We start from the raw sequence: 23,702 nt of genomic DNA, 5'->3' as shown, positions 1-23,702 counted from the left end.
CTCAACCTTTCTTCAGGCTGTCGATCGGCACGTAGAACTCACCCCCCACGGCCTTGAACTCGGCCGACTTGGCGGCCATGCCTTGCTGCAGCGCGTCGTCCTCGCTCAGACCCTGTTGGGCCGCGTAGTCGCGCACGTCCTGCGTGATCTTCATGGAGCAGAACTTGGGCCCGCACATGGAGCAGAAATGCGCCTCCTTGCTGCTGTCCTTGGGCAGGGTCTCGTCGTGGTAGGCCTGGGCGGTATCGGGGTCGAGCCCGAGCGCGAACTGATCGCGCCAGCGGAACTCGAAGCGCGCCTTGCTCATGGCGTCGTCGTGGGCGCGCGCACCCGGATGGCCTTTGGCGACATCGGCGGCGTGGGCCGCGATGCGGTAGGCGATGATGCCCTGCTTGACGTCGTCGCGATCGGGCAGACCCAGGTGTTCCTTGGGCGTGACGTAGCACAGCATGGCGGTGCCCATCCAGCCGATCATGGCCGCGCCGATGGCGCTGGCGATGTGGTCGTAGCCGGGTGCAATGTCGATGGTGAGCGGGCCCAGTGTGTAGAACGGTGCCTCGTGGCAGTGCTTGAGCTGCTCGACCATGTTGGGCTGGATCAGGTGCATCGGCACATGGCCCGGGCCTTCGATCATGGTCTGCACATCGTGCTTCCAGGCCACCTGCGTGAGCTCGCCCAGAGTGCGCAGCTCGGCGAACTGTGCTTCGTCGTTGGCGTCTGCGCCACTGCCGGGGCGCAGGCCATCGCCGAGCGAGAAGGTCACGTCGTAGGCCTTCATGATGTCGCAGATCTCGTCGAAGTGCGTGTAGAGGAAGTTCTCCTTGTGGTGGGTGATGCACCACTTGGCCAGGATGGAGCCGCCGCGCGAGACGATGCCGGTGCGCCGCTTGGTGGTGAGGTGGATGAAGGGCAGGCGCAGGCCGGCGTGGATGGTGAAGTAGTCCACGCCCTGTTCGGCCTGCTCGATCAGCGTGTCGCGAAAGATGGCCCAGGTGAGGTCTTCGGCCACGCCACCGACCTTCTCCAGCGCCTGGTAGATCGGCACCGTGCCGATGGGCACCGGTGAATTGCGCACGATCCAGTCGCGTGTGGTGTGGATGTTGCGGCCGGTGGACAGGTCCATCACGGTGTCACCACCCCAGCGGATCGACCACACCAGTTTCTCCACCTCTTCCTCGATGCTGGAGGTGACCGCCGAGTTGCCGATGTTGGCGTTGATCTTCACCTTGAAGTTGCGGCCGATGATCATCGGCTCCAGCTCCGGGTGGTTGATGTTGGCCGGGATCACCGCGCGCCCGCGCGCAACCTCGTCGCGCACGAACTCGGGTGTGATGACCTCCGGAATGCTGGCGCCCATGGGGTTGCCGCGCAGGCGCGCCTCGCGCTCGGCGTCGCCCAGGTACTCGCGCATCCATTCGCGCTGGCCGTTCTCGCGGATGGCGATGTATTCCATCTCGGGCGTGACGATGCCGCGGCGTGCGTAGTGCATCTGCGTGACGTTGGCGCCACCGCCAATGCCGCCTTTGGCGCGGCGAGGCTGGCGCTGCAGGGCCGCGGCCTCGGCGCGCAGGGCCTCGATGCGTTCCGCTTCGCGGGCTTCGTGCTTCACGCCGTCATCGAGCGCCTGGCGCAGGCGGCCGTCGTAGGTTTCGGTGTCGTTGCGGGCGTCGATCCAGCCGGTGCGCACCGGCGCCAGGCCTTGCCGAACATCGATCGCCACCGCCGGATCGGTGTAGGGGCCCGAGGTGTCGTACACCGTGACCCGCTCGCCGTTGGTGAGCGCGATCTCGCGCATCGGCACCTGCACACCGGCTTGCGTGCCCGGCACGCGAACCTTGGTGGACGAGGGAAAGGGCTCGCGCGTGAGCGTGAGCAGCGGGGCGAACTTGTCGGGGGCGTTCATGGCGGTCTCCTGATGGCGGGGCAAACACACAGCGGTGGTTTGCTCCGGAGGACCGCCACGGGGAACGGCCAAGGACGCACCGACCCGACACGGGTGGGGTGGACCTCAGCACGCCCTCAGGGCATGCGCTCTTCTTTCGCCGGTACTAGCCGGATCAAGTTCACGGGTTCGGTCTTTCGACCATCTCAGCGCCAGACTCGCGTCTGTGCACCCCGGAGCAGGCGCGCAGTGTAGCGCCATCAGCGCTCAGCCGGCGAACCGCTCAGGCAGCCAGAGCGCGATCTGCGGGAACACCATGATGAGCACGATGCCCAGGGCCATCAGCAGCACGAAGGGCACGATGGACAGGTAGATGTCCCTGATCGTGAACTCGGGCGGCGACATGGCGCGCATGAGGAACAGGTTGTAGCCAAAGGGTGGCGTGAGGTAGGCGATCTGGCAGGTGAGCACATACAGCACGCCAAACCAGATGGGCGAGAAGCCCAGGCCGTCGATGATGGGGATGTACAGCGGCGCGACGATGATGAGCATGGCCGTGTCGTCCAGGAAGATGCCCATCACCAGGAAGGACAGGATCATCAGCCCCAATACCTGCCACGGCGACAGGCCCCAGTCCTCCAGGAAGATCGCCTCCACCGCCTTGACCGCGCCCAGGCCGTCGAACACCGCGGCAAAGGCCAGCGCGGCCATCATGATCCACATGAACATGGCGCTGGCGTTGAGCGTCTGGCGCAGCGCATTGACGAACACGGTGCGCGTGAGCCGGCGCCGGAACAGGGCGATGAAGATCGAGGCCAGCGCGCCGATGGCCGAACTCTCGACCAGGCTGGCGTAGCCCAGGAAGAAGCTGCCCACCACGCCCACCATCAGCAGCACCGGCAGCACGCCGGCGCTGAGCACTCTGAGCCGCTCGCCGAGGGTGTGCTTGTTCTGCTCCGCCGGAATGGCCGGGCCGAGCTCGGGCTGCAGCCAGCAGCGCACCACGATGTAGACCAGGAACATGCCGGCCAGCAGCAGGCCGGGCACGATGCCGGCGAGCCAGAGCGCGTCGATGGGTTGGCGCGCGATCATGGCGTAGAGCACCATCACCACGCTGGGCGGCATGAGGATGCCCAGCGAGCTGCCCGCCTGGATGACGCCGCTGATCATCTGCTTGTCGTAGTGGCGCTTGGCCAGCTCGGGCAGGGCCACGCTGCAGCCGATGGCCATGCCGGCGACCGACAGGCCGTTCATGCACGAGATCAACACCATCAGCAACAGCGTGCCGACGCCCAGACCACCGCGCAGCGAGCCCATCCACACGTGCAGCATGTGGTACAGGTCGTCGGCGATGCCCGACTCGGCCAGCATGTAGCCCATGAAGATGAACATGGGCAGCGTGAGCATCGGGTACCAGCTGTAGAGCTTGATCGCCGCGTTGAAGCCCATGTCGGTGGCTCCGCCGTCGCCGCCCCACAACCACATGGCCGCTACCACGCCCACGAACCCCATGACGCCGAAGACGCGTTGGCCGGTGGCCATCAGCAGCATCAGGCACGAGAACATCATCAGGATGATGAGCTCGGGCGACAGACTCACACTCATGGCGCGGCACCCTCACCGGTCGCTCGTTCATCGAACGGCTTGCCCAGCGCGCGGGCGATGTCCTTGCACAGCTCGGACAGGCATTGCAGCAGCATGAGCGCCATGCCGGTGGTCATGATGATCTTGATGGGGGCCATGTAGGGTCGCCACAGGGTGCGGCTGCGTTGACCGGTTTCCAGCGCGTAGGCCGAGCTTTCCCAGCCGCCCACGATGAGCATCACCAGGTAGACGATGACGAAGACCGAGGTGAGGCTGTCGACCGTACTGCGTGTGCGCGTGGGCCAGCGGGCGTAGAAGACATCCATGCGCACGTGCGCGCCGCGCTGCATGGTCCAGCCCGCGCCCAGCAGGTAGTAGGCCGCCATGGTGAACTGGGCCATCTCGATGACCCAGTAGGCGCGCACATGCACGGCCTGGGTGACGATGCCCCAGATCAGCACCGCCAGCATCAGCACGAACAGCCACATGGCAATGCGGCCGACGAAGGCATTGATGGCGTCGACGCCGTGCACGAAACCGCGCACGGCGCGCCAGAGCGGACCTGGCCGGTGCGACATCAACCGTAGCGGTAGGGCTTGCCGGCCTTGGCCATCATCGCGTTGTACTTGCGGAAGACGGCCACCACCTTGGCGGCGGTCGGGCTCTTCTTGGCCATCTCGTCCCAGAACTTCACCGCCTCGGCTTCGACCGTGGCCCACTCGGCGTCGGGAATGGTGGTGAGTTTGAGCTTCGGACCGTTCACGCGCAGCTCGGCCTCACCGCCCCAGTACCAGTGCTGACGGTAGTAGTGCGAGCTGTCCATGGCCAGTTTGAACAGGGTCTGCAGGTGGGCCGGCACCTTCTCCCACGACTGCGTGTTGGCAAAGAAGTGGCCGATCCAGGCGCCCGAGATGTTGTTGGTGAGGAAGTACTTGGTGCCGTCGGCCCAGCCCACGGTGTAGTCCTCGGTGATGCCGCTCCAGGCCACGCCGTCGATCTCGCCGGTCTTGAGCGCCATGGCCGCGTCTTCGTAGGGGATGTCCACCGGCACCACACCGAAGCGCGAGAGGAACTGGCCCGCGGTGGGGAAGGTGTAGACCTTCTTGCCCTTGAGGTCGGCCAGCTTGTTGATGGGGGTGCGGGTGGCGAAATGGCACGGGTCCCAGGCGCCGGCGCTGAGCCAGGTCACGTTCTCGACCTTCGAGTACGACTCCTGCCAGATCTTGTCGAGGCCGAACTGGTTGAACAGCACCGGCACGTCCAGGCTGTAGCGGGTGGCGAAGGGGAAGTAGCCGCCGAAGGCGCGCACGTCGGCGGGCGATGCCATGGAGTCGTCGTCGCTCTGCACGGCGTCGAGCGTGCCCTTCTGCATGGCGCGCACCAGCTCGCCGGTGGGCACCAGCTGGTCGGCGTAGAACAGCTCGATGGTCATCTCGCCGTTGGCGGCCTTGTTGAAGGCGTCGATGGCGGGCTTGATGACGTGCGCGCCCAGCGCGGCGCCCGCGTAGGTCTGCATGCGCCATTTGATACCGGTCTTCTTCTGTGCGTGCACGAAGGGCGCAGCGCTCAGTGCCGCGGCGCCGACGGCGGCGCTCTTGAGCGCCAGGCGCCGCGAAGGCACCGCTTCGGTGCCTTGCGTGGGTTCGACAGACTCGGGCAGGGGCTGGGTCATGGGTGGGCTCCACTGAATCGGTTGAGGAACCCTGTCAAAGCAGAGAGCGTGCCCAGCGCGCTCTGCGCGCTCACTTTGGTGGCGTGGACCGGCCACGCGGTGCGCAAGTGGCACCAGCGATCAGCGTGGCAACGCGGTGTCTGCAGGTGGCGCCGGCAAGGCGTCGTCGCTGCGGTCCTTGAGCTGCACGCCCGTGAGCTGCAAGAGCCGCGCCTCGCGGCACAGCCACCACAGCCGGGCGGCGGCCGCTGCCGGCGGCAGGCCTTCGGGGCGCACGTTGGAGATGCAGTTGCGCTGCGCGTCGCTGCGCCCCGGCTGCGGTGCCCAGGTGAGGTAGATGCCCAGACTGTCGGGCGACGACAGCCCCGGGCGCTCGCCGATCAGCATGGCCACCAGCCGCGCCTTGAACGCCGCACCCACCTCGTCGCCCAGGGCCACGCGCGCCTGGGTGGCGATCACCACCGGGCCCAGGGACCAGCTGGCGGGCGCCTGCGCCACGATGGCCTGCACCAGCGGCACGGCCTGGTGTTCGATGGCTTGCGACGAGAGTCCGTCGCCGATGACCAGCAGCAGGTCGCAGCCGTCGGCCGGTGCGGCCGCACGCAGGCGAGACGCATCGTCGGGGTGCAGGCGGCGCCCCAGGTCGGGTCGCAGCAGGTAGGTGGCGCGGTCGGCGGCGGCGCTGCGAACGCTCAGCGTGGGCAGGCCCAATGCCTGCAGCTTGGTGGCGAGCGCGGGCACATCCAACGCCATGTGCACCGCATCGCGCGCCTGCGCATGGGCCACGCCGAAGCGCAGCAGTTCCTGGGTGGGCAGCCCGGCGCCCGCACGGCCGAGTGCGATGCGGGCCGCGGTGTGCGCGCGCAGGTGGTGCCAGGGGTCGGGGCCTGTCGAACCGTTGTCGCTCATGCCGGCAGCCCCAGCTGCTGCAGGCGCGCCAGTGCGGCCTGTTGCGCCCCGCCGGGCAGCAGGCGCCCGCTGTCGTCGAGGATGTGCATCTGTTGCAGCCAGGCCTCGAACTCGGGCGCGTGCCGCAGGCCCAGCGTCTGGCGCAGGTAGAGCGCGTCGTGAAACGAGGTGCTCTGGTAGTTGAGCATGATGTCGTCCGCCCCCGGCACGCCCATCACGAAGTTGACGCCCGCCGCACCCAGCAGCGTGAGCAGGTTGTCCATGTCGTCCTGGTCGGCCTCGGCGTGGTTGGTGTAGCAGACGTCCACGCCCAATGGTGCGCCCAGCAGCTTGCCGCAGAAGTGGTCCTCCAGTCCGGCGCGCACGATCTGCTTGCCGTCGTAGAGGTACTCGGGGCCGATGAAGCCGACCACGGTGTTGGTGAGCAGCGGGCCGAAGGCGCGGGCCACCGCGTAGGCGCGCACCTCGCAGGTCTGCTGGTCCACGCCGTGGTGCGCATTGGCCGACAGCGCGCTGCCCTGGCCGGTCTCGAAGTACATGACGTTGTCGCCCACCGTGCCGCGCTTGAGCGACAGCGCGGCTTCGCGCGCTTCTTTGAGTATCGCCAGGTTGACGCCGAAGCCGGCGTTGGCCGCCTCGGTGCCGGCGATGGACTGGAACACCAGGTCCACCGGCGCGCCTTGCTCGATCATCTGCAGCGTGTTGGTCACGTGCGTGAGCACGCAGGTCTGGGTGGGGATCGCCAGCCGTTCGACCACCTCGCCCAAGCGGTGCACCAGTTGGGTGAGCACGCCGATGTTGTCGCTGGCCGGGTTGATGCCGATGACCGCGTCGCCGCAGCCATAGAGCAGGCCGTCGATCATGCTGGCCGCAATGCCGCGCGCATCGTCGGTCGGGTGGTTGGGTTGCAGGCGCACGGCCAGTCGACCGGGCAGGCCGATGGTGTCGCGAAACGCCGTGACCACGCGGCACTTGCGCGCCACTGCGATCAGGTCCTGGTTGCGCATGAGCTTGCTCACCGCGGCCACCATCTCGGGCGTGAGGCCGTTGCGCACGCCGGCCAGCACCTCGGGGGTGGTGTGCTCGTCGAGCAGCCAGTCGCGCAGCGCGCCCACGGTGAGGTGCGCAATTGGCGCAAAGGCCGCTGCGTCGTGCGAGTCGACGATGAGGCGCGTGACCTCGTCGCTCTCGTAGGGGATCAGCGCTTCATTGAGGAAGGTGCGCAGCGGCAGGTCGGCCAGCGCCAGGCGCGCCGCCATGCGCTGCACCGACGAGGTGGCGGCCAGCCCGGCCAGCGCATCGCCCGAGCGCAGCGGCGTGGCCTTGGCCATGAGGTCGCGCAGGTCGGCGAAGCGCCAGACCTGGCCGCCGATGGTGTGTTGGTAGCTGCTCATGTCGGTGACACCGGGAAGCAGCAAGCATGCCAGTGAAGGCTGCGATGGGCCAGCGCCCGGGCGCCGTCAGGCGATGCCGAGCAAGCCTCTGGCGGTGCGTTCGAGCGCGCCGGCCCCTTGTTGCGGCAGGGCGGCAGCGGCCTTGCGGGCGCTGGCCATGGCCACCTCGTCGTGCAGCCAGCCCAACGCCATGGCCAGGCCACTGGCCATGTCCCCGGCCTGGCGAGCGGCACCCAGCGCCAGTGCACGCTCGGTGGCCTCGGCGAAGTTGAATGTGTGCGGGCCCACCACCATGGGGCAGCCGCAGGCCGCGGCTTCGATGAGGTTTTGCCCACCCAGGGGTTCGAAGCTGCCTCCGAGCAGACCGATGTCGGCGAGCGCGTAGTACGCGGGCATTTCGCCCAGCGAATCGCCCAGCCAGACGTCCGCCTGCAGGTCGTCTGGCGTGGGTTGGTTATCGCCCCAGGCGGATCGGCGTGCCACACGCAGCCCGCTGGCCTGCAGCAGGGCGGCGACCTCATCGAAGCGCTGGGGATGGCGCGGCACCAGCAGTGCGAGTTCGGATCGGGTGCCACCGCGCCAGGCTTGCAGCCACGCCTGTTCTTCGCCTTCGCGTGAACTGGCCAGCAACACCACACGCCGCCCGCCCAGCGCCTGTTTCCATGCCTGGCCGCGCGCGATCAGGGCCGCGTCGGGCGTGATGTCGAACTTGAGATTGCCGAACACGCCTTGCACCGGCGCCCCGAGCGCGCGCAGGCGCTGCGCGTCGTCCCCGGTCTGCGCGTAGACCGCCGCCAGCCCGCCATACGCCGGCGCCGACAGGGCCATCAGGCGCTGCGCCTGGCGCAGGCTCTTGTCGCTCAAGCGCGCGTTGACCAGCCGCAAGGGCACGCCGGCGCGCGCGCACTCGTCGACCAGCACCGGCCAGACCTCGGTCTCCATGAGCACGCCCACCACCGGGCGGAAGTGCCGCAGAAAACGCCGCACCGGGCCGCGCGCGTCCCACGGCAGCCACACCTGGCGGTCGCCCGGGCGCAGCAGCGCGGCGCCGGCCTCGCGGCCGGTGGCGGTGCCGTGCGTGAGCAGCAGGCGCAGATCAGGTTGCATTGCGCGCAGGCGCGCGATCAGGGCCGCAGCGGCGCGAGTTTCGCCCAGTGACACGGCGTGCACCCAGAACCAGCTTGACGACGGCGCGTCGGTGGCATCGCTGTAGAGGCCGAAGCGTTCGTCGATGGCGTGCAGGTACAGCGGCTCCTGGCGGCCGCGGCGGCGTAGCTTGCGCACCAGCAGTGGCCGGGCAGCGGCTGTGATCAGCGCGTAGAGGCCGAGGGCGAGGCGCTGGCGCAGTGTCTGGGCCATTCAGCCGCGGTCGAACAGTTGCTGGTAGACGCGGCCGATGCCCTCGGCCTCGCGCTCGATCGAGAACTCGGTGGTCACGCGCTGGCGCGCGGCCTCGCCCATGGCGAGTGTGCGTTCGGGGTCGGCCAGCACGGCGCGCACCGCGGCCGCCAGACCGGGCGCATCACCGGTGTCCACCAGCTCGCCGTGCACGCCGGGCGTCACCAGTTGTGCAAAGGCGCCGGTGCGCGAGCACACCAGGGCGCAGCCGGTGGCCGCGGCCTCGAAGGGCGTGAGGCCGAAGGGTTCGTAGCGCGGGCAGGCCACGCACAGCAGGCAGCGCTGATACCAGCGGTGCACCTGGTCGGCCGGTACCTCACCCAGGAAGACGATGCGATCGCTCAGGCCCGCGCGGGCCACCCGCTCACGCAGTTCGCGCTCGAAGGCCTGGTGCTGCGGCTGCGCCAGGCCCGCGATCACCGCGGTGAAGCCGGGCAGTTTGGGCAGGGCCTCGATCATGGCGTCGACGAACACGTCGCTGCCCTTGTCGGGCCGAACACGCCCGAACACGCCGATGCCGTATTGCCCGGGCAGGCCACTGTCCGCCCACGCAGTGCGCTTGTCGGGTGGGGGTGAAAAGCGCCGCAGGTCGATACCGTGTGGCACGACCGCGGTGGTGTTGGGCACGAAGCTCGCTGCCAGCGGCGTGGTGGCGATCACCGCGTCCATGCGCGAGATCAGCCAGCGCGGAAAGGCGCCGTGGCGGTGTTGCGCCGCCGAGGTGAAGACCAGCTTGATGGGCAGGCGCAGCACGTCGCGCGCCCACAGCCCGGCCATCATTTCGTGGTCGCGCCGCACATGCCAGATGCGAAACGCACGGCCCTTGGGTGGGCGGCGCGACATGGCCCTGGCCTCGCGCAGGCTGAGGCCGGGAACGCCGTGTGGCAGTGGCGTGCCGCAGTAGTTGAGCGACCACTGCGTGAGTTGCACCGGCACCAAGGCGTTGACCGTGGCCGACACGCCGGTGTAGCGCTTCTTGAGGTTGAAAACGATGACGTCGGGATCGTCGCTGAGGGGCATGGCGACCTGTGGTTCGATGCGCCACCGGCGGCGCGCGCCTGCGTGGCTGGCCCCTGCGACCGGGGTGTGCAGGGGCGATGCGGGGGTGGCGCGATTGTAGGCACCACCCCGGCGCCGCGGCGGCGGCCGTCCCTCAGTTCACCGTCGTCAGGATTGCGCCTTGGCCGGTGCGTCCGACGGCGGCGTGGTGTCGATCTGGCCGTTCTTCACCGGCAGCGTGGCGCCAGGTTTGTAGCTGGTGCGCACCTTGCCGCTCTGGCCGTCGAGCGTGTAGGTCACGTCGTAGCCGAGCAGCTTCTGAGATTTGTCCTGCACGGTGCGGCAGCGGCGCTCGGTGCTGGTGACCGTGTCGCTTTGCTGCATCTTCTTCTGCACCTGGTTGCCCGCGTAGCCACCGGCCACCGCGCCGGCCACCGTGGCCACGGTCTTGCCGCTGCCCTTGCCGATGGTGCTGCCGAGCAGGCCACCGGCCAGACCACCCACCACGGTACCGGCCACGCGGTGCTCGTCTTTCACGGGCGCCTGGTGTTGCACCGCCACGTTCTCGCACACCTCGCGCGGCGTGCTGACGGTGGTCATCACTTCCTTGACGCTCACCACGTTGGCGCTCTGCGGTTTGGCCAGGGTCTGATAGCCGCCAACCGCGCCCGCGCCCAGCACCACCATTGCCACGCCCCCGAGGGCGATGCCTTTGATCATCGACTTGTCCATGAGGCACTCCTTTCGAGCCGCCAGTCTGGGCGCTCTCGCTGGGGCGCATGTAACCGGTCGTGTCGAACCCGGCGCGGCTGAAACAGTTTGCCGACGGGCTTTACCGGGCAGCGCGATGGCGATGCGGTTGCGTAACGCAGCGGTGATCAGCCGCCCAGCGCCTTGAGCACCGTCTCGGCGGTGGCCGGCGCGTCCATCGCCAGCGGATCGCCTTCGGCCCGCGCCACCGCGTCGCGCAGCGCTTCGTACACGCTGATGGCCAGCATGAAGGGTGGCTCGCCCACGGCCTTGCTGCCGTGCACGTTGTCCTCACGGTTGGCCTCGGGCCAGAGGTCGACCTTCCAGCGCGGCGGCAGGTCGCCGGCGGTGGGGATCTTGTAGGTGCTGGGGGCGTGGGTCTGCAGGTAGCCCTTGTCATTCCACACCAGCTCTTCGGTGGTGAGCCAGCCCATGCCCTGGATGAAGCCGCCCTCGATCTGGCCGATGTCGATGGCCGGGTTGATGCTGTGACCCACGTCGTGGAGGATGTCCACCGCCAGCACCCGGCTCTCGCCGGTGAGCGTGTCGATGGCGACCTCGCTGCACGCCGCGCCGTAGGCAAAGTAATAGAAGGGCCGGCCCTTCATGCTCACCTTGTCGTAGTGGATCTTGGGCGTGCGGTAGAAGCCGTCGCTCCAGAGCTGGATGCGGTTGGCGTAGGCCGCGCCCACCACCTCGTCGAAGCGGCGGGTGGACCTGGGCGTGATCACCTGCCCGCCTTCGAAGCGCACCGCGCCCGCGCCGCATGCATCCAGCCCGGCCACAAAGGCGGCCAGGTTGTCGCGCACGTGGCGCGCGGCGAACTGGGCCGCTCGGCCGTTGAGGTCGGTGCCGCTGCTGGCCGCGGTGGCGCTGGCGTTGGGCACCTTGCTGGTGTCGGCCGCGGTGGCGAGCACGCGCTCGAAGGGCACGCCCAGTTCGTCGGCCACGATCTGCGCCACCTTGGTGTTCAGGCCCTGGCCCATCTCGGTGCCGCCGTGGTTCACCATCACGCTGCCGTCGGTGTACACGTGCACCAGCGCGCCGGCCTGGTTGAACAGCGTGGCGGTGAAGCTGATGCCGAACTTCACCGGGGTGAGGGCAATGCCCTTCTTGATGACCGGGCTTGTGGCGTTGAAGGCGTCGATGGCGGCGCGCCGCTCGGCATAGCGGCTGCTGGTGGCCAGCGTGGTGAGCAAGGGCTCGAGGATGTTGTCCTCGACCGCCATGTCGTAGTGCGTCACGTCGCGCTCGCCGATGCCGTACAGGTTGCGCAGGCGCACCTGCAGCGGGTCGATGTTCAGGTGGCGCGCAATGTCGCCCAGGATGCGCTCGATCGCGATCACCCCCTGCGGACCGCCGAAGCCGCGAAACGCGGTGTGGCTCTGGGTGTTGGTCTTGCAGCGGAAGGAATCGACCGCCACGTCTTCCAGGAAGTAGGCGTTGTCGCAATGGAAGATGGCGCGGTCGGCCACCGGGCCCGACAGGTCGGCGCTGAAGCCGCAGTTGACCAGCATCTGCAGTTGCAGGCCGCTCAGGCGGCCGTCGGCACCGAAGCCGACGCGGTAGCGGTAGGCAAACGGGTGGCGCTTGCCAGTGACCATGAAGTCGTCGTCGCGGTCGAGCCGCAGCTTGACCGGGCGGCCCAGGTGGTTGGCCGCCACGGCGGCCCACACCGCCAGGTGCCCGGCCTGGGTTTCCTTGCCGCCGAAGCCACCGCCCATGCGGCGGCATTCCACGGTGACTGAGTGGTTGTGAATGCCCAGCGCGTGCGAGACCCAGTGCTGCACCTCGCCCGGGTGCTGGGTGCTGCTGTAGACCCACCACTGGTTCTGCTCCAGCGGCAGCACGTAGGCCACCTGGCCTTCCAGGTAGAAGTGCTCCTGCCCGCCGACCTCGAACTCGCCTTCGATCACGTGCGCTGCGCGCTTGAGCGCGGCCAGCGCGTCACCGCGCGCCACGTGCACCGGCGGCAGCACATAGCTCTGCTGTTCGTGCGCCTCGTGCACGCTGAGCACCGGTGGCAGCGCCTCGATGCGCGGTTTGACCAGGCGCGCCGCGCGCCGCGCAGTCATCACGTCATCGGCCACGATCAGGCCGATGACCTGGCCGATGAACTGCACCGTGTCCTGCGCAAACACCGGCTCGTCGTGCGAGAAGGCGGCGAGCGTCTTGTCGCCCGGCACCTGATCGGCGCCGATGAAGCCGCGCACGCCCGGCAATGCCAGCGCGGCGCTGGTGTCGATGCCGAGCAGGCGGCCATGTGCCACGGGCGAGCAGACCGGCGCGGCGTGCAAGGTGCCACGCACCTCGGGGATGTCGTCGATGTAGGTGGCCAAGCCCGCCACCTGGGCGCGCGCGCTTTCGTGTGGGCGCGAGACGCCAGCGGCGGTGGCCGATTGAATCAGTGCGGGTTCGGGGGCGTTCATGCGGGCACCTCCAGGTGGTCCGCCGCTTCGAGCCGCAGGCCCTTGACGCCCTGGTGGTCGAGCCAGAGCCGGCGCAACAGGTTGCCCAGCACCGCGCGGCGGTAGTCGGCGCTGGCGCGCATGTCGCTGATGGGGTTGAACTCGGCGCGCAGCACGGCGGCGGCGGTCATCACGGTGTCGGCGTTCCAGGGCTGGCCGCGCAGGGCGGCCTCGGTCTGGCGCGCGCGCACCGGCGTCGCGGCCACACCGCCCACGCCGATGGAGGCATCGGCCACCACACCGTCGCGCAGGCGCAGGTTCACCGCCAGGCACACGGCCGAGATGTCGTCCTCGAAGCGCTTGCTGATCTTGTCGGCGCGCATGAATTCGTCGGCGGTCGGCCGCGGCACCTTGATCCAGCACAGCAGCTCGTCGGGCCGCATCACGTTCTGCCGGTAGCCGGTGTACAGGTCTTCCAGTCGCAGCTCGCGGTGGGCGATGGCGCGTCGCTTGCTGTCCCAGCGCATCAGCACCACGCTGGCCCCCAGCGCAATCAGCAAGGGCATGCTGTCGCCGATCGGTGAACCGTTGGCCACGTTGCCGCCCAGCGTGCCCGCGTTGCGCACCGGCAGGCCGGCAAAGCGGTGGGCAAAGCTGGCCAGCTGCGGGCGCTCGGCCACCAGCGCGGCGTAGGCGTCGGTCAGCGAGACCGCCGCGCCGATGGCGATGTGGTGCGGGTAGTCCTCCACGTGGCGCAGCTCGGCGGCGCCGGTCACGTCCAGGATCTGCGGGTACTGCCTGAACAGCTTGGTGACCCACAGCCCCACGTCGGTGGTGCCGGCGATCACCTGGGCCTTGGGGTGCGCGGCGCGCGCCTGCAACAGGGCCTGCAGCGAGGTCGGGCGTTGGTACACGGTGTCGGCGGCCGGGCCCAGGGTGCGCAGGCCGCGCAGCACTGCGGCCGGGTCAAGCCGGGTAGCGCTGGGGCAGGGCAGCTGGCCCATGCGCTCGGCGGCGTCCAGGATCGGGCGGTAGCCGGTGCACCGGCACAAGTTGCCCGACAGCGCGGCCTGGGCGGCCTCGCGGGTGACGCCCTGGCCGGCGCCACTGTTCTCGTAGAGGGCGTACAGACTCATCACGAAGCCCGGCGTGCAGAAGCCGCACTGGCTGCCGTGGCACTGGTGCATGGCCTCCTGCACCGGGTGCAGAGCGCCATCGGGGGCGACCAGGTCCTCGACGGTGAACACCGCCTGGCCGTGCACCGAATGGGCCATCTTGATGCAGGCGTTGACCGCCTTGAGTTCGAGCTGGCCGTCCACGGCCTCGCCGAGCACCACGGTGCAGGCACCGCAGTCGCCTTCGCCACAGCCTTCCTTGGTGCCGGTGCAGTGCAGGTCGTCGCGCAGCACCTGCAGCAGGGTGCGGTCCGCGGGCACGGCGGGCAGGGTGACCGGCGCGCCGCGGCGCCAGAAGCTCAGGGGCTGACTGGGCAGGTCGTGACTCATGCGCACCAGCATACCGGCAGGGGTTCAGGGCATCATATGGGTTTGCATATGTCGCCAATGCCTTTGCGGCGATTCCACTTGGTACGAGACCGGCATGAAATACGGCCCCATGTTCGATCGCATCGACCTGCACCTGATTCGTGTGTTGCACACCGTGCTCACCGAACGCAGCGTGTCGCGCTCGGCGATCAAGCTCGGCATGTACCAGCCGGCGGTCAGTGCGGCGCTCAAGAAGCTGCGCGAGCTGGCGGGCGACCCGCTGCTGGTGCGCTCGGGCTCGGGCATGGTGCCCACCGAGGCGGGGCTGCGCATGATCGAGCCCGCGGCCGACATCCTGCGCAGTGCCGAGGTGCTGTTCTCGGACGCGCGCGCCTTCGACCCAGCCACGGCCACCCACACCTTCAGCCTGGCGGCCAGTGATTACCTCGACCCGTTCTTCCTGCCGCAGCTGGTCACCCAGATCAAGGCGGCGGCGCCGCAATGCGCCATCGACATCCACCCGCTGTCTCGCGACGCCGACTACCGGACGCGGCTGGCGCAGGGCACGGTGGACGTGGTGATCGGCAACTGGATGCGGCCACCGGAAGACCTGCACCTGGGCCGCCTGTTCGGTGACGAGGTGGTGAGCCTGGTCGCCAACCACCACCCGGCGGTGCGCCGCGGCTGGGATCAGGAAGCCTGGCTGGCGGCCGAGCACATCGCGCCCACGCCCACGCACCCCGGCGCGCGCGGCATCATCGACGAGCTGTTGGCGGGCCAGGGCCTGACGCGGCGCATCAGCGCGCGCTGCCCGCATTTCGGCCTGATTCCGGCCATGGTGGCAGGCAGCTTGCTTGTGCTCACCACCGGGCGCCAGTACTGCGAACGCTACGTGGGCGGCCTGCCCGTGACCATCCTGACGCCGCCGGTGAAGTTCCCCCGCATGATGTATTACCAGCTCTGGCACGAGCGCACCCACAGCGCCAACGCGGCGCGCTGGCTGCGCGAGCAGATCAAGTCCGTCGCCGCCTCGCTGCGCGCGCCCGAAACCCAACGCGCCGCCGCCTGACGTCGCCCGATGCCGACCCTGCCGATGAGCACACCCCACACCGCCCACCGCCTGCAACTCACCGGCATCACCAAACGCTACCCCGGCGTGGTGGCCAACCGCGACGTGTCGCTGACCGTGCAGCCTGGCGAGATCCACGCCGTGCTGGGCGAGAACGGCGCTGGCAAATCCACGCTGATGAAGATCATCTACGGCGCGGTCAAGCCCGACGAGGGTGCCGTGTTGTTCAACGGCCAGCCGGTGCATGTGCGCAACCCGCAGGCCGCGCGCGCGCTGGGCATCAGCATGGTGTTCCAGCACTTCAGCCTGTTCGACACGCTCACTGTGGCCGAGAACGTGTGGCTCGGTCTGGACAAATCCCTGTCGCTGCCCGAGGTGGCCGCGAGCATCCGCGCCAAGGGCGACGAATACGGTTTGCCGATCGACCCCGCGCGCCCGGTGCACACCCTGTCGGTGGGCGAGATGCAACGGGTGGAGATCATCCGGGCCCTGCTCACCAACCCGCAATTGCTGATCCTCGATGAACCGACGTCGGTGCTCACGCCTCAGGCGGTGGAGCGGCTCTTCGTCACGCTGCAGCAGCTGGCCAGCGAGGGCTGCAGCATCCTCTACATCAGCCACAAGCTGCACGAGATCCGCGCCCTGTGCACGGCTTGCACCGTGCTGCGTGGCGGCCAGGTCACCGGTGTGTGCGACCCGCGCGAAGAGACCAACGCCTCGCTCTCTCGCCTGATGATCGGCGCCGAACCGCCCGAACTGGAGCACCGCCCGCTGCACGCCGGCGAGCCGGTGTTGCAGGTCAAGGGCCTCACGCTGGACAGCGACGATCCCTTCGGCACCGCGCTGGCCGACATCGCGCTCACCGTGCGCGCGGGCGAGGTGGTGGGCATCGCGGGCGTGTCGGGCAACGGGCAGGGCGAGTTGCTGCGCTGCCTGTCGGGCGAGGACATGCGCGCACCGGCCGGCAGCATCGCGATGGGCGCCAGGGACGTGGCACGGCTGAGCCCGGGCAAGCGCCGCGGCCTGGGCCTGCACTTCGTGCCCGAGGAGCGGCTGGGGCGTGGCGCCGTGCCCACGATGTCATTGGCGCAGAACCTGTTGCTCTCGCGCCGCGACGCGGTGGGGGTGGGTGGCTGGGTGCGTGTGGGCGCCCTCAAGGCGCAGGCCAGGGACATCATTGCGCGCTACCAGGTCAAGGCCAACGGGCCCGACGCGGCGGCGCGTTCGCTCTCGGGTGGCAACCTGCAGAAGTTCATCGTCGGCCGCGAGATCGAGGCCAAGCCGACGCTGCTGATCGTGAGCCAGCCCACCTGGGGCGTGGACGTGGGCGCGGCAGCGCAGATCCGGGGCGAGATCCTGGCGCTGCGCGACGCCGGCTGCGCCGTGCTGGTGGTGAGCGAAGAGCTCGAGGAGTTGTTCGAGATCAGCGACCGGCTGCACGTGATCGCCAAGGGGCGCCTGTCACCCAGCATGGACCGGGCCGATGCCACCGTGGAGCGCATCGGCGAATGGATGTCGGGCCTGTGGACGACAGATCACCAGAACAAGGAGACCGCGCATGCTGCGGCTTGAAGTCCGCCCCCAGCCCTCGCGCTGGTGGGGCTACGCCTCGCCGCTGCTGGCGCTGCTCATCACCATCATCGTCGGCGTGCTGCTGTTCGAGGCCCTGGGCAAAGACCCGGTGCGCGGCCTGCAGGTGTTCTTCTGGGAGCCGATCAAGAATGGCTATGCGGTGTCGGAGCTGCTGGTCAAGGCCACGCCGTTGCTGATCATCGCGCTCGGTCTGGCGGTGTGCTTTCGCTCCAACGTGTGGAACATCGGCGCCGAGGGGCAGTACATCATCGGCGCCATCTTTGCGGGTGGCGTGGCGCTGCTGGCCGACAAGACCACGGGTGTGTGGATCGTGCCGGCGGTCATCCTGGCCGGCATGCTGGGCGGCATGCTCTGGGCGGGCATCACCGCCTTGCTGCGCGACCGCTTCAACGCCAACGAGATCCTGGTCAGCCTGATGCTGGTGTACGTGGCGGTGCAGGTGCTCAACTACCTCGTTTACGGCCCCTGGAAAGACCCGGGTGGCTACAACTTCCCGCAGACCAAGACCTTCGAGCGCGTGGCGCAGATGCCGCGCCTGATGGACGGCTCGCGCGTGAACATCGGTCTGCTGTTTGCGCTGCTGGGTGTGGGTGGGGTGTGGTTGTTCCTGTTCCGCACCGTCTCGGGCTATGCGCAGATCGTGGGCGGCCTGGCGCCGATGGCGGCGCGCTATGCGGGCTTCTCCTCGCGCAAGGCGCTGTGGGTGGCGTTGCTGACCTCGGGTGGCGCGGCCGGTCTGGCCGGGGCTTTCGAGGTGGCGGGCCCGATTGGTCAGCTCACGCCGTATGTGCCGGCCGGCTATGGCTTCGCCGCCATCATCGTGGCCTTCGTGGGCCGGCTGCACCCGGTGGGCATCGTGTTCTCAGCGCTGCTGATGAGCATGTTCTACATCGGTGGCGAGCTGGCGCAGTCGCGCCTGGGCCTGCCCAAATCGATCACCGGGGTATTCCAGGGGCTGCTGCTGTTCGCGCTGCTGGCCTGCGACACCTTGATTGCGTACCGCGTGCGCTGGAAGAAAGGCTGAGCCATGGAATCCTACGCATTGCTCCTGGCCGCCACGCTCAACGCGGGCACCGTGCTGGCCATCGCCTCGCTGGGCCTGCTCATCAACGAGAAGGCCGGCATCGTCAACCTGGGCGCCGAGGGCATGATGCTGTGCGCCGCGCTGGCCGGCTTTGCCACCGTGGTGCACACCGGCAGCACCTGGCTGGGCTTTGCCGCCGGCATGGGCGCCGGCGCGTTGCTGGCGGCCATCTTTGGCGTGCTGGTGATCTGGCTCAACACCAACCAGTACGCCACCGGCCTGGCCTTGAGCCTGTTCGGCGCCGGTTTCTCGGCCTTTGCCGGTACCGGCTACGTGCAGGAAACCCTGCCCGAGCAGGTGCGCTGGGCCATCCCGGGCCTGGCCGACATACCGCTGCTGGGGCCGGCGCTGTTCCGGCACCACCCCATGGTCTATGTGTGCGTGGCGCTGGCGCTGGGGCTGATCTGGTTCCTCTACCGCACGCGCGCCGGCCTGGTATTGCGCAGCGTGGGCGAAAGCCCCGAGTCGGCGCACGCGCTGGGCTACCCGGTGCGCCGCATCCGCCTCGTCGCGGTGATGGCCGGTGGCGCCCTGTGCGGCCTGGCGGGCGCCTACGTGTCTACCGTCTACACCCCGCTGTGGGTGGAGGGCATGATCGCCGGCAAGGGCTGGATCGCGCTGGCCCTCACCACCTTTGCCACCTGGCGCCCGGCCCGCGTGCTGCTGGGTGCTTACCTGTTCGGCGGCGTCACCATGCTGCAGTTCCACCTGCAGGCCATCGGCGTGCAGGTGCCCAGCCAGTTCCTCACCATGCTGCCCTACGTGGCCACGGTGGTGGTGCTGGTGCTGATCTCGCGCAACCCGACCTGGATCCGCGTGAACATGCCCTCGTCGATCGGGAAACCGTTCTACCCGGGTTCATAATTTGGTCCGTCCAGATACCCCCTACCTGTACCGCTTTCTCCACCACCTCAAGACCCGAGGATTCCCATGACCGACCTGAACAAACGTTCCCTGATGAAGGCCGCCGCGCTGAGCGCGCTGGCCGCCGCCGCGCTGATTGGCTGCGGCAAGAAGGAAGAGGCCGCCGCGCCCGCCGCAGCGCCCGCACCGGCACCGGCCGCCGCCGAGGCGCCCAAGGCCGAGCCGCTGAAGATCGCCTTTGCCTACGTCGGCCCGGTGGGCGACGGCGGCTGGACCTTCGCGCACGACAACGGTCGCAAGGCGATCGAAAAGGAGTTCGGTGACAAGGTCGTCACCAGCTTCGTGGAGAGCGTGCCCGAGAGCGCCGACGCCGAGCGCGTGATCCGCGACATGGCGTCCAACGGCAACAAGCTGATCTTCGGCACCACCTTCGGCTACATGGAGCCCATGCTCAAGGTCGCCGCCGACTTCAAGGACGTGAAGTTCGAGCACGCCACCGGCTACAAGCAGGCCGAGAACATGCGCACCTACGACAGTCGCACCTACGAAGGCGCGTACATGGCGGGTGTGATTGCCGGTGCCATGACCAAGAGCAACACGCTGGGCGTGGTGGCCTCGATCCCAATCCCCGAGGTGATCCGCAACATCAACAGCTTCACGCTGGGTGCGCAGTCCATGAACCCCAAGGTCAAGACCAAGGTGGTGTGGGTCAACGGCTGGTTCGATCCGCCAAAAGAAACCGAGGCCGCCACCTCGCTGATCAACGGCGGCGCCGACATCCTGTTCCAGAACACCGATTCGTCGGCCGTGCTGCAGACCGCCGAGAAGATGGGCAAGCGCGCCTTCGGCTGGGATTCGGATTTGACCGCCTACGGCCCCAAGGCCCACCTGGCGTCGTCCATCATCAACTGGGGTCCGTACTACATCAAGGCCACCAAAGACATGCTGGACGGCACCTGGACGGGCAACAGCGGCTCGTGGTGGGGTGTGAAGGAAGGATCGATCGACATCGTCTCGATCGCCGAAGACGTGCCCGCCGAAGTCAAGGCCAAGATCGACACCATCAAAGCCGGCCTCAAGGACGGCAGCTTCCACCCCTGGACCGGCCCCATCGTCGACCAGGCCGGCAAGGAAGTGCTGGCCAAGGACGCCAAGGCCGACGACGCCTTCCTGGGTGGCATCAAGTTTTATGTCAAGGGCGTCGAAGGCAAAGTGCCGCAGTGAGATCGGCTACTGCGCGGGCGTCATGCGTCGTTGGGCGGTGCTCGGAATCCTCACGTACAGGAAGTACGTTCCGGTTCCTGCGCTCCGTCCGCCTAGCCTGACACCCGCTCGCTACGCCTCCAGCGTTTGGCGTACAAACAAGCCGCCCTTGGGCGGCTTTTGTTTTTCACACACATGATCGAACGACAACTCTGGCACCCCGTGGCCGATGCGCATGCCCTGCGTGACGCGCCGATGGCCATTCACCTGATGGGCGAGCCGCTGGTGTTGTGGCGCGACCATGCCAGCGTGCACGCCTGGGTGGACCGCTGTCCGCACCGCGGTGCGCGCCTGTCGCTTGGGCGGGTGCTCACCACCACGCACGGTTTGCGCCTGGAATGCCCGTACCACGGCTGGCAGTTCGAAGGCGGTGGGCGCTGCCAGCATGTGCCGGCCTCGCCCGACTTTCACCCACCGTCGGGCCACGCGGCGACGGTGGTGGAAGCGATCGAACTGCATGGCCTGATCTGGGTTCGGCTGCAGCCCTGGGCCGGCCTGCCACCCGGGGTGCCGCTGGATGCGCCACCGGCGTTTGCCGAAGCCGATGACCCCGCCTGGCGGCGCGTGATCTGTGGCCCCTACAGCGTGGCCACCAGCGCACCGAGGCTGGTGGAGAACTTTCTGGACCTCAGCCACTTCGGCTTCGTGCACGAAGGCTGGCTGGGCGAGCGCGGCCACGCGCAGGTGCAGACCGGCGAGGTGAGCGAAGGGCCGCTGGGCGTGCGCGTGAGCGCTGCGCGTGCCTGGCAACCCCGCGCCTACGCCAACGCCGACGGCGGCGCCTGGATCGACTACGGCTACACCGTGCCGCACCCCTACGCCGCCGTACTGCGCAAGGACGCAAGCGAGGGCGACCCGGTGCGCAACGCCATCGCGTTGTTCATCCGGCCTGATGGCGATGAAGCCTGCACCGCCTGGTTCGTGATGGCGACCCACAATGACCCGGCCAGCTCGGCGTCGGTGGTCGAGTTTCAGGACACGGTGTTCGCCCAGGACCGCCCGGTGGTTGAATCGCAGCAGCCCAAGGTCCTGCCGATCGGGCGCATGGGGCCGGTCCGCGAAGTGCACGGCCCGGCCGATCGCGTGAGCAGCGCCTACCGTCGCTACCTGCACCGCCTGGGCATCACCCTGGGCACTTGCTGAACCCTTGCTTCGAACATGACACCTGCCGAACTCGCCGCCGCCCTGCCCAAGGCCGAACTGCACATCCACATCGAAGGCTCGCTCGAACCCGAGCTCATCTTTGTCCTGGCGCAGCGCAATGGCGTCAAGCTGCCTTACGCCAGCGTCGAGGCGCTGCGCGAGGCCTATGCCTTCACCGATCTGCAAAGCTTTCTCGACATCTATTACGCCGGTGCCAGCGTGCTGTTGCATGAGGCCGATTTCTTCGACATGGCCTGGGCCTACCTGCAACGCGCCCACGCCGACAACGTCATCCATACCGAAATCTTCTTTGACCCGCAAACGCACACCGCGCGTGGCGTGGACATCGGCGTGGTCATCGCGGGCCTCAAGCGCGCCTGCGTTCGGGCGCAGGCCGAGTTCGGCCTGAGCAGTGCGCTCATCCTGTGCTTTCTGCGCCACCTCAGCGAAGAAGACGCGTTTGCCACGCTGTCGGCTGCGTTGCCGCACCGTGAGCACTTCATCGGCGTCGGCCTGGACTCGAGCGAAGTCGGCCACCCGCCCGAGAAGTTCTCGCGCGTGTTTGCGCGCTGTCGCGAACTGGGCCTGCACATCGTGGCCCACGCGGGCGAAGAGGGGCCGCCCCCCTACATCTGGAGCGCGCTGAACGACTTGCAGGCCGAGCGCATCGACCACGGCGTGCGCAGCCTGGAAGACGCATCGCTGGTGGCCGAACTGGCGCGGCGTCGCACACCGCTGACGGTGTGCCCGCTGTCAAACCTCAAGCTCTGCGTGGTGAACGATCTGCGCGATCACCCGATGAAGAAGCTGCTGGACGCCGGCCTGTGCGCCACGGTCAACAGCGACGACCCGGCCTACTTCGGCGGCTACCTCAACGCCAACTTCGTGCAGACGGTGCAGGCGCTGGACCTGTCGCGCGACGACGTGATCACCCTGGCGCGCAACAGTTTCGAGGCCAGCTTCGTTGACCCGCCCACGCGCTCCCGCCTGATGGCTCGCCTCGACGCAGCGATCGGCTGACCCGGTAGAATCCGGTCCCTGACGCGAGCCGGTGCTTCCCCGGCTCGCGTTTTTCATTCACCGGAAGCCATGTCGAGGAACACCATGTACAAAAACCTCGCGGCCTGGCGCGTCATTGCGCCGGCTCTGGCCGCTGTGTTTTTCTCCCCCCTTGTCGCCCGCGCCCAGGCGGTGCAGCCACCGGTCAGGGCCGCGTTTGTCTATGTGGCGCCGCTCACGCCCGCAGGCTGGGTGCGCCAGCACGAATCGGGCCGCCAGGCGGTGCAGGCCGCGCTGGGCGACAAGGTACAGACGCAATTCGTCGAGAACGTGCCCGAGGGGGCGGACGCCGAGCGGGTGATCCGCGACCTGGCCCAGCAGGGCGCACACATCATCTTCACGCCCAGCTTCGGCTACATGGAACCCACGCTCAAGGTGGCGCGTGAGTTCCCGAACGTGAAGTTCGAGTCCATCACCGGCTACAAGACGGCGCCCAACGTGTCGGCCGCCAACGCGCGCTACTACGAGGGGCGCTACCTGGCCGGTGTGGCGGCCGGCCGCCTGGCCACGCAGGCGGGCTATGTCGCGGGCTTTCCCATTCCCGAGGTGGTGCAGGGCATCAATGCCTTCACGCTGGGCATGCGCTCGGTCAACCCGCGCGCCACGGTCAAGGTGGTGTTTCTGGGCGAGTGGTTCAACCCGCCACGCGAGCGCGATGCGGCCATGACGCTGATGAACCAGGGCGCCGAGGTGCTGGCGTTTCACACCGGCAGCACGGCGGTGATGGTGGCGGCCCAGGAGCGCGGCAAGCTGGCGGTGGCTTACCACTCCGACATGCGCAGCGTCGCGCCCGATGCGCAGGTGGTGGCGGTCACGCACCGCTGGGGCGACTACTACACCAGACGCGTGCAGGCCGTGCTCGACGGCAGCTGGCGCAGCCAGAGCGTGTGGGGCGGTGTGGCCGATGGCTTCATCCGCGTCGAAGGCTTTGGCAGCAAGGTGCCGCGCAGCGTGCAGCAGGAGGTCGAGGCGCGCCAGGCCGACATGGCCGCCGGGCGTCTGCCGGTGTTTGCGGCCGCGGCCGACCAACCAGTGCGCGACAACGAAGGCAAGGTGGCGATTGCTGCCGGCCAGCGCCTGAGCGATGCGCAGATTCTCGGCATGGACTGGTTCGTCGACGGCGTGCTGGGGTCCGTCAACCGCTGAG

General features: G+C 68.5%; 19 protein-coding genes and 1 riboswitch. Of the genes, 8 read left to right on the top strand and 11 right to left on the bottom strand.

The annotated features are described in order from the left end of the window. Nucleotide 1 precedes the first annotated feature (1 nt). The 11 genes from thiC to xdhA all read right to left on the bottom strand — a co-directional run bounded on the left by thiC (nucleotide 2) and on the right by xdhA (nucleotide 14,501). The gene (thiC, locus tag KF871_RS01400) at nucleotides 2-1,903 is read right to left on the bottom strand and encodes a phosphomethylpyrimidine synthase ThiC (protein WP_291137208.1); all 1,902 of its coding nucleotides are present in this window, start codon (nucleotides 1,901-1,903) and stop codon (nucleotides 2-4) included. 114 nt (nucleotides 1,904-2,017) lie between these two features. Further along, a riboswitch (TPP riboswitch) is annotated at nucleotides 2,018-2,128 on the bottom strand. A 21-nt stretch (nucleotides 2,129-2,149) separates the two neighbouring features. Further along, entirely contained in the window at nucleotides 2,150-3,487 is a 1,338-nt protein-coding gene (locus KF871_RS01395; RefSeq protein ID WP_291137205.1) for a TRAP transporter large permease subunit, read from the bottom strand. Next, entirely contained in the window at nucleotides 3,484-4,044 is a 561-nt protein-coding gene (locus KF871_RS01390; RefSeq protein ID WP_291137201.1) for a TRAP transporter small permease subunit, read from the bottom strand. The genes KF871_RS01395 and KF871_RS01390 overlap by 4 nt, the downstream gene beginning before the upstream one ends. After that, on the bottom strand, nucleotides 4,044-5,138 hold the full coding sequence (locus KF871_RS01385; protein WP_291137198.1) for a TRAP transporter substrate-binding protein: 1,095 nt from the start codon (nucleotides 5,136-5,138) through the stop codon (nucleotides 4,044-4,046). Before KF871_RS01385 ends, KF871_RS01390 begins: the two co-directional genes overlap by 1 nt. A gap of 120 nt (nucleotides 5,139-5,258) precedes the next feature. After that, nucleotides 5,259-6,047 carry an ethanolamine ammonia-lyase subunit EutC gene (gene eutC / locus KF871_RS01380; protein WP_291137194.1) on the bottom strand — a complete coding sequence of 263 codons (789 nt, stop codon included), beginning with the start codon at nucleotides 6,045-6,047 and terminating at the stop codon, nucleotides 5,259-5,261. After that, a complete protein-coding gene (locus tag KF871_RS01375; RefSeq protein ID WP_291137191.1) occupies nucleotides 6,044-7,441 on the bottom strand; it encodes an ethanolamine ammonia-lyase subunit EutB in 1,398 nt (465 codons plus the stop codon). The genes eutC and KF871_RS01375 overlap by 4 nt, the downstream gene beginning before the upstream one ends. A 66-nt stretch (nucleotides 7,442-7,507) precedes the next feature. Beyond that, nucleotides 7,508-8,800 (bottom strand): 3-deoxy-D-manno-octulosonic acid transferase, encoded by a 1,293-nt coding sequence (locus KF871_RS01370; protein ID WP_291137187.1) that lies wholly within the window; start codon nucleotides 8,798-8,800, stop codon nucleotides 7,508-7,510. After that, complete coding sequence (locus KF871_RS01365) at nucleotides 8,801-9,859, bottom strand: glycosyltransferase family 4 protein (RefSeq protein WP_291137184.1); 1,059 nt, start codon at nucleotides 9,857-9,859, stop codon at nucleotides 8,801-8,803. Nucleotides 9,860-10,006: 147 nt separating this feature from the next. After that, nucleotides 10,007-10,570, bottom strand: coding sequence for a glycine zipper 2TM domain-containing protein (locus KF871_RS01360; RefSeq protein ID WP_291137181.1), 564 nt, complete (start codon nucleotides 10,568-10,570; stop codon nucleotides 10,007-10,009). A 146-nt stretch (nucleotides 10,571-10,716) separates the two neighbouring features. Next, nucleotides 10,717-13,017, bottom strand: a complete 2,301-nt coding sequence (gene xdhB / locus KF871_RS01355) for a xanthine dehydrogenase molybdopterin binding subunit (RefSeq protein ID WP_291137178.1) — start codon at nucleotides 13,015-13,017, stop codon at nucleotides 10,717-10,719. Continuing rightward, complete coding sequence (xdhA, locus tag KF871_RS01350) at nucleotides 13,014-14,501, bottom strand: xanthine dehydrogenase small subunit (RefSeq protein ID WP_291137175.1); 1,488 nt, start codon at nucleotides 14,499-14,501, stop codon at nucleotides 13,014-13,016. Before xdhA ends, xdhB begins: the two co-directional genes overlap by 4 nt. Before the next feature lie 94 nt (nucleotides 14,502-14,595). On the opposite strand from xdhA, the gene KF871_RS01345 reads away from it, so the two are divergent. The 8 genes from KF871_RS01345 to KF871_RS01310 all read left to right on the top strand — a co-directional run bounded on the left by KF871_RS01345 (nucleotide 14,596) and on the right by KF871_RS01310 (nucleotide 23,701). Next, nucleotides 14,596-15,549 carry a LysR family transcriptional regulator gene (locus KF871_RS01345; protein ID WP_291137172.1) on the top strand — a complete coding sequence of 318 codons (954 nt, stop codon included), beginning with the start codon at nucleotides 14,596-14,598 and terminating at the stop codon, nucleotides 15,547-15,549. A 24-nt stretch (nucleotides 15,550-15,573) separates the two neighbouring features. Further along, complete coding sequence (locus KF871_RS01340; RefSeq protein ID WP_291137169.1) at nucleotides 15,574-17,121, top strand: ABC transporter ATP-binding protein; 1,548 nt, start codon at nucleotides 15,574-15,576, stop codon at nucleotides 17,119-17,121. Continuing rightward, the gene (locus KF871_RS01335) at nucleotides 17,108-18,166 is read left to right on the top strand and encodes an ABC transporter permease (RefSeq protein ID WP_291137166.1); all 1,059 of its coding nucleotides are present in this window, start codon (nucleotides 17,108-17,110) and stop codon (nucleotides 18,164-18,166) included. The genes KF871_RS01340 and KF871_RS01335 overlap by 14 nt, the downstream gene beginning before the upstream one ends. 3 nt (nucleotides 18,167-18,169) lie before the next feature. Continuing rightward, complete coding sequence (locus tag KF871_RS01330) at nucleotides 18,170-19,090, top strand: ABC transporter permease (RefSeq protein WP_291137163.1); 921 nt, start codon at nucleotides 18,170-18,172, stop codon at nucleotides 19,088-19,090. Between the two features lie 66 nt (nucleotides 19,091-19,156). Next, nucleotides 19,157-20,314, top strand: coding sequence for a BMP family ABC transporter substrate-binding protein (locus KF871_RS01325; RefSeq protein WP_291137160.1), 1,158 nt, complete (start codon nucleotides 19,157-19,159; stop codon nucleotides 20,312-20,314). 174 nt (nucleotides 20,315-20,488) lie between these two features. After that, the gene (locus tag KF871_RS01320; RefSeq protein WP_291137157.1) at nucleotides 20,489-21,496 is read left to right on the top strand and encodes an aromatic ring-hydroxylating dioxygenase subunit alpha; all 1,008 of its coding nucleotides are present in this window, start codon (nucleotides 20,489-20,491) and stop codon (nucleotides 21,494-21,496) included. A 15-nt stretch (nucleotides 21,497-21,511) separates the two neighbouring features. Further along, nucleotides 21,512-22,516, top strand: a complete 1,005-nt coding sequence (locus KF871_RS01315; RefSeq protein ID WP_291137154.1) for an adenosine deaminase — start codon at nucleotides 21,512-21,514, stop codon at nucleotides 22,514-22,516. Between the two features lie 84 nt (nucleotides 22,517-22,600). Then, nucleotides 22,601-23,701 carry a BMP family ABC transporter substrate-binding protein gene (locus KF871_RS01310; RefSeq protein WP_291137152.1) on the top strand — a complete coding sequence of 367 codons (1,101 nt, stop codon included), beginning with the start codon at nucleotides 22,601-22,603 and terminating at the stop codon, nucleotides 23,699-23,701. The last annotated feature ends 1 nt before the right edge of the window (nucleotide 23,702 follow it).

The organism is Hydrogenophaga sp. (assembly GCF_019635465.1).
Lineage (GTDB): Bacteria > Pseudomonadota > Gammaproteobacteria > Burkholderiales > Burkholderiaceae_C > Hydrogenophaga.
This window is presented reverse-complemented; position numbering and strand designations above follow the sequence as displayed.

Excerpts from the sequence above, each read along its gene's own strand:
- thiC (WP_291137208.1), bottom strand. The coding sequence starts at position 1,903 with ATGAACGCCCCCGACAAGTTCGCCCCGCTGCTCACGCTCACGCGCGAG.
- KF871_RS01395 (WP_291137205.1), bottom strand. The coding sequence starts at position 3,487 with ATGAGTGTGAGTCTGTCGCCCGAGCTCATCATCCTGATGATGTTCTCG.
- KF871_RS01390 (WP_291137201.1), bottom strand. The coding sequence starts at position 4,044 with ATGTCGCACCGGCCAGGTCCGCTCTGGCGCGCCGTGCGCGGTTTCGTG.
- KF871_RS01385 (WP_291137198.1), bottom strand. The coding sequence starts at position 5,138 with ATGACCCAGCCCCTGCCCGAGTCTGTCGAACCCACGCAAGGCACCGAA.
- eutC (WP_291137194.1), bottom strand. The coding sequence starts at position 6,047 with ATGAGCGACAACGGTTCGACAGGCCCCGACCCCTGGCACCACCTGCGC.
- KF871_RS01375 (WP_291137191.1), bottom strand. The coding sequence starts at position 7,441 with ATGAGCAGCTACCAACACACCATCGGCGGCCAGGTCTGGCGCTTCGCC.
- KF871_RS01370 (WP_291137187.1), bottom strand. The coding sequence starts at position 8,800 with ATGGCCCAGACACTGCGCCAGCGCCTCGCCCTCGGCCTCTACGCGCTG.
- KF871_RS01365 (WP_291137184.1), bottom strand. The coding sequence starts at position 9,859 with ATGCCCCTCAGCGACGATCCCGACGTCATCGTTTTCAACCTCAAGAAG.
- KF871_RS01360 (WP_291137181.1), bottom strand. The coding sequence starts at position 10,570 with ATGGACAAGTCGATGATCAAAGGCATCGCCCTCGGGGGCGTGGCAATG.
- xdhB (WP_291137178.1), bottom strand. The coding sequence starts at position 13,017 with ATGAACGCCCCCGAACCCGCACTGATTCAATCGGCCACCGCCGCTGGC.
- xdhA (WP_291137175.1), bottom strand. The coding sequence starts at position 14,501 with ATGAGTCACGACCTGCCCAGTCAGCCCCTGAGCTTCTGGCGCCGCGGC.
- KF871_RS01345 (WP_291137172.1), top strand. The coding sequence starts at position 14,596 with ATGAAATACGGCCCCATGTTCGATCGCATCGACCTGCACCTGATTCGT.
- KF871_RS01340 (WP_291137169.1), top strand. The coding sequence starts at position 15,574 with ATGAGCACACCCCACACCGCCCACCGCCTGCAACTCACCGGCATCACC.
- KF871_RS01335 (WP_291137166.1), top strand. The coding sequence starts at position 17,108 with ATGCTGCGGCTTGAAGTCCGCCCCCAGCCCTCGCGCTGGTGGGGCTAC.
- KF871_RS01330 (WP_291137163.1), top strand. The coding sequence starts at position 18,170 with ATGGAATCCTACGCATTGCTCCTGGCCGCCACGCTCAACGCGGGCACC.
- KF871_RS01325 (WP_291137160.1), top strand. The coding sequence starts at position 19,157 with ATGACCGACCTGAACAAACGTTCCCTGATGAAGGCCGCCGCGCTGAGC.
- KF871_RS01320 (WP_291137157.1), top strand. The coding sequence starts at position 20,489 with ATGATCGAACGACAACTCTGGCACCCCGTGGCCGATGCGCATGCCCTG.
- KF871_RS01315 (WP_291137154.1), top strand. The coding sequence starts at position 21,512 with ATGACACCTGCCGAACTCGCCGCCGCCCTGCCCAAGGCCGAACTGCAC.
- KF871_RS01310 (WP_291137152.1), top strand. The coding sequence starts at position 22,601 with ATGTACAAAAACCTCGCGGCCTGGCGCGTCATTGCGCCGGCTCTGGCC.